The sequence below is a fragment of the Geothrix rubra genome (genome assembly GCF_030268065.1).
Taxonomy (GTDB): domain Bacteria; phylum Acidobacteriota; class Holophagae; order Holophagales; family Holophagaceae; genus Geothrix; species Geothrix rubra.
This window is the reverse complement of the sequence record NZ_BSDD01000013.1, coordinates 1-3,829: the sequence shown is the minus strand read 5'-3', so window position 1 is coordinate 3,829 and position 3,829 is coordinate 1. Positions and strand designations below refer to the sequence as shown.

At 54.6% G+C, this 3,829-nt stretch carries 3 protein-coding genes; all 3 read left to right on the top strand.

The window, feature by feature from the left end; genetic code table 11:
* Positions 1–137: 137 nt before the first annotated feature.
* Positions 138–419 carry a DUF7957 family protein gene (locus tag QSJ33_RS15620; RefSeq protein WP_476620511.1) on the top strand — a complete coding sequence of 94 codons (282 nt, stop codon included), beginning with the start codon at positions 138–140 and terminating at the stop codon, positions 417–419.
* Between the two features lie 132 nt (positions 420–551).
* Complete coding sequence (locus QSJ33_RS15540; RefSeq protein WP_285727889.1) at positions 552–1,238, top strand: hypothetical protein; 687 nt, start codon at positions 552–554, stop codon at positions 1,236–1,238.
* Positions 1,239–3,270: 2,032 nt separating this feature from the next.
* The gene (locus QSJ33_RS15535) at positions 3,271–3,588 is read left to right on the top strand and encodes an SdpI family protein (RefSeq protein ID WP_285727886.1); all 318 of its coding nucleotides are present in this window, start codon (positions 3,271–3,273) and stop codon (positions 3,586–3,588) included.
* The last annotated feature ends 241 nt before the right edge of the window (positions 3,589–3,829 follow it).

Below are 3,829 nucleotides of genomic sequence, written 5' to 3'. Positions count from 1 at the left end.
CTGGCCTGCCTAACCTCTCGCTCAACTCGGACCCCGCCTGCATTGCCTTCCGCTCTCTCTCATCGCTCCGCTTTCTCGGCTCCGTTCAGCGCCTCGGCACAGGCGGGGCCGGTTAGCTTCATTCGTTAGGTCGCTCCATGAGATTCCCGTTCGAAACCATCTCGACAACCCAGGTGGGTGAGAGAGTGTTCGTCCTTCGGCAGGTCGATGTACCCGTTGAAAACCCTGTGCGTAATCTCATGGCTTACTCACAAGACGGAGAATTGCTATGGATTGCAGAGAATCCAATAGGTGGTCGCGGTAGCTTCTTCAATCAGGTCATGTCCACAAGCCCACTCCAGGTCTATAACTGCGCTGGTTTTCTCTGTACATTCGACCCCGAAACCGGCCAGGCTCTCAAATCCGAATTCACTAAATGAGCGGCCTAACCCTTAGCTCAACTCGGACCCCGCCTGCATTGCCTTTCGCTCACTCTCAACTTCCCGCTTCCTCGGCTCCGTTCATCGCCTCGGTGCAGGCGGGGCCGGTTAGCTTCATTCGTTAGGCGACTGATGATCCTTCTGGCCATCCCGATTTTCGCCATAGCCTTGACACAGGCCACGCCAAATTCAGGGGTGCAGGAAACTCTCGCTAGTGTGGGTGCAAAGCACTGCCTTTCTGATTATGCGAAAGGCCGATTCGGCCATCTCCGGATAGATGCAGAAAGAAGCAAGGATTTCGAAAAGAGGCTCTTTGCTGCCTTCCTTCTATACAAGAAAGCGCCAGATAGAAATCGCCAAACCTTCCTCAAGGCTCTCCCCAAGAGCCAGGGTCAGTTCGAAAAATACTCAAGAATTGCTTCCACACTCAATCTCGCTCCCTGGGCAGAGACTGGCGAGATTCAAATCCCATCCGTCCCGTTTTCCATCAACTTTTGGGACATCCAAAAGCAGATTGTTGAGCTAGCTGTTGCAGGTGAACCAGAAGCCATTACAGCCATCTTTGGTCTATCAAAATTCGGTGATGGTGCGGTTGGTGAAGGACTGAGTGAGGATTCTTTTCACTTATTCCTTCACCCAGATCTTGTGGCTTCTCATTGGATTCTGTTCGAACCTCATGTAGATGACATTGGGGCGGTAAAATCCGAGTTAGATGATGCGGGAATCATCTCTCTGCGAAATCAGTACATCTTGGCGTTCAAAGATAATCCGAAGGGGCTCAAGGTTATTCTCTATGCTTTTGAACATAGTCAACGGTGAACCATGGCTTTTTGCACAGCTCGCCTAACCCTCCGCTCAACTCGGACCCCGCCTACTGTGCCCGGCGCTCTTTCTCAACATCTCGCTTTCTCGGCTTCGTTCTGCGTCCCGGTGCAGGCGGGGCCGGTTAGCTTCATTCGTTAGGCCGCCGATGAGCCCCAAGAAATCGTTCCTCTTTGGTTTACTGACAGGGGCTGTCCTCTCGACGAGCATTCTTCTGGTTTGGGCAAAGGTGGTTTCTTCCAAATCACGGCATCAGCGGGAGGTCTTATATGTCCAGGCCTTGTCGCACGACGTGATCATATCGATCACGGCCAAGAAGGCTCAAATCCTCTCTCAGCTTCCAGATGTCGAGAGGCAACATGCACAGGAAGTCCTATATTCACTTGACATAAAGTCGCGATCATTCGATCTAAAAACAGCAAGTGACCTCAACACACTATTCCACACCTATCAACTTAATGACATCATGTCGAAGTATCCCAATTATCCAACTCAAGCCAAAAATGCTCATGACTTCATCTCGGGTTGCGAAAAGTTCTAGCACACAGAAACGGTCGGCCTAACCCTCCGCTCAACTCGGACCCCGCCTGCATTGCCTTTTGCTCTCTCTCAACCTCTCGCTTCCTCGGCTCCGCTCAGCGCCTCGATGCAGGCGGGGCCGGTTAGCTTCTTTCGTTAGGCCTCGAAGACCAGGCCTGTCTCAATTCCATTCGGCTCCCCAATCCGCCTGTTCGGCCGTTCTGCTTGGGGTTTGGTGGCGGGCGTGTACTCATGGTGGCAAGCCCAAGGCTGCTCTTTCCAATCTCCGCTTAGTTTTCCCGTCGCCCTGGTTCATGTCACGGCAGAACTGGCGTCTCGGCCTAACCTCACGCTCAACTCGGACCCAACCGCCCTTGTCTTCCGCTCTCCCGTCCTGGTTGGGACTTCCGTTCCCCTTCCATCGTCCGGCTGCGGTTGGGCCGGTTACCGTCATCCGTTAGGCGCTGGCATTGCTCAATACGAGAGCCGCATGAAATCAACAAATCTTCAATCGTGCTTCCTAGCCTTAGTGGCCACGATAGCCAGCGCCCAGACTTCTTCACATTGGTCCTACCACGTCAACTCACAAGGGGCGCGGATCATTGAGTTCATGGGCCCAATTTCAACCCCAAGTGGCGTAAGAACCTCTCAGATCAGATTCGTGCGGTCTACCGGGCCCAAGGTCTATTGGTCCTTCGATCTTGTCATCGACTCAGTTTCTACAATCAAGGGGTTCACCTTTGATGATTTTGAAAGTCCAGATAGCCAAGCTTCTGGCGAGTTACTAACACTGGAAACCATTGGAACGCCAACACCCGCCCGATTCTCGTTCTGTCCTGCAGGTGGGTATGTGAGTCAGCCAAAAGACGGGTTCAATTTCAGTGCCCTCAGAATAGGCTCACCAAATCTCCTCCTGAATCTCGTGAAATCCGCCTCGCAGGGCAAAGGCCAACTCTCCCTCCGCCTCCGCGACTTCAAAAATCCAGCCGTGGTCTTACAGGCCTCTTATGATTTGGCCGGGTCTGAACATGACTTTGGCCAATTCCTAGCAGGTATGTAAATTCACGCGCCTAACCCTCCGCTCAACTCGGACCCCGCCTGCATTGTCTTCCGCTCCTTCTCTTGTTCCCGCTTCCTCGGCTCCGCTCATCGCCTCGGTGCAGGCGGGGCCGGTTAGCTTCATTCGTTAGGCCTCGAAAACCAGGCCTGTCTGATATCCATTCGGCCCCCCAATCCGCCTGTTCGGCCGTTCTGCTTGGGGTTTGGTGGCGGGCGTGTACTCATGGTGGCAAGCCCAAGGCTGCTCTTTCAAATCTCCGCTTGGTTATCCCGTCGCCCTGGTTCATGTCACGGCAGAACTGGCGTCTCGGCCTAACCTCACGCTCAACTCGGACCCAACCGCCCTTGTCTTCCGCTCTCCCGTCCTGGTTGGGACTTCCGTTCCCCTTCCATCGTCCGGCTGCGGTTGGGCCGGTTACCGTCATCCGTTAGGCCTCCGTGGGAGGAACATGTGAACCAATGGATTATCTTCATCGCAATCAACGCGCTGTTCGCGGCTCTCTGCATCCCGCTCATTCGCAGAGAAGTCCCTATCAATTCCATCTACGGGTTCAGGTTCCCTGTTGCCATGAAAAGTGAAGAAGCCTGGTACCGGGTGAATTCATTCGGCGGCAAGGTCCTGGCAATCACGTCCTGCCTCAGCATCGCCGGCTTGGTCACCCTCAGGATTGCCGGTCAAAATGACACTCACCTCTACCTGTCCGTGTTCGTCTTTCCCATTGTGTTCACCAGTGTCGCCACTCTGGTCTATGCAAATCGGCAGGCCTAACCCTCCGCTCAACTCGGACCCCGCCTGCATTGCCCGCCGCTCTCTCTCAACTTCCTGCTTCCTCGGCTCCGCTCAGCGCCTCGGTGCAGGCGAGGCCGGTTAGCTTCATTCGTTAGGCCGACGTGGGCGGGCTCGGCCAAATCCGCTTCTGGTATGACTTCCCCAAGGTCCCGTCGCGCTAGAGTGGGTCATTCCATCTCCGTCACTTCCCGCTTGCCCTGGCTTTCCGTTCTTCCGCTCT

Bases quoted from the DNA above. Each gene is read 5' to 3' on its own strand.
- QSJ33_RS15540 (WP_285727889.1), top strand. From the start codon at position 552: ATGATCCTTCTGGCCATCCCGATTTTCGCCATAGCCTTGACACAGGCC.
- QSJ33_RS15620 (WP_476620511.1), top strand. From the start codon at position 138: ATGAGATTCCCGTTCGAAACCATCTCGACAACCCAGGTGGGTGAGAGA.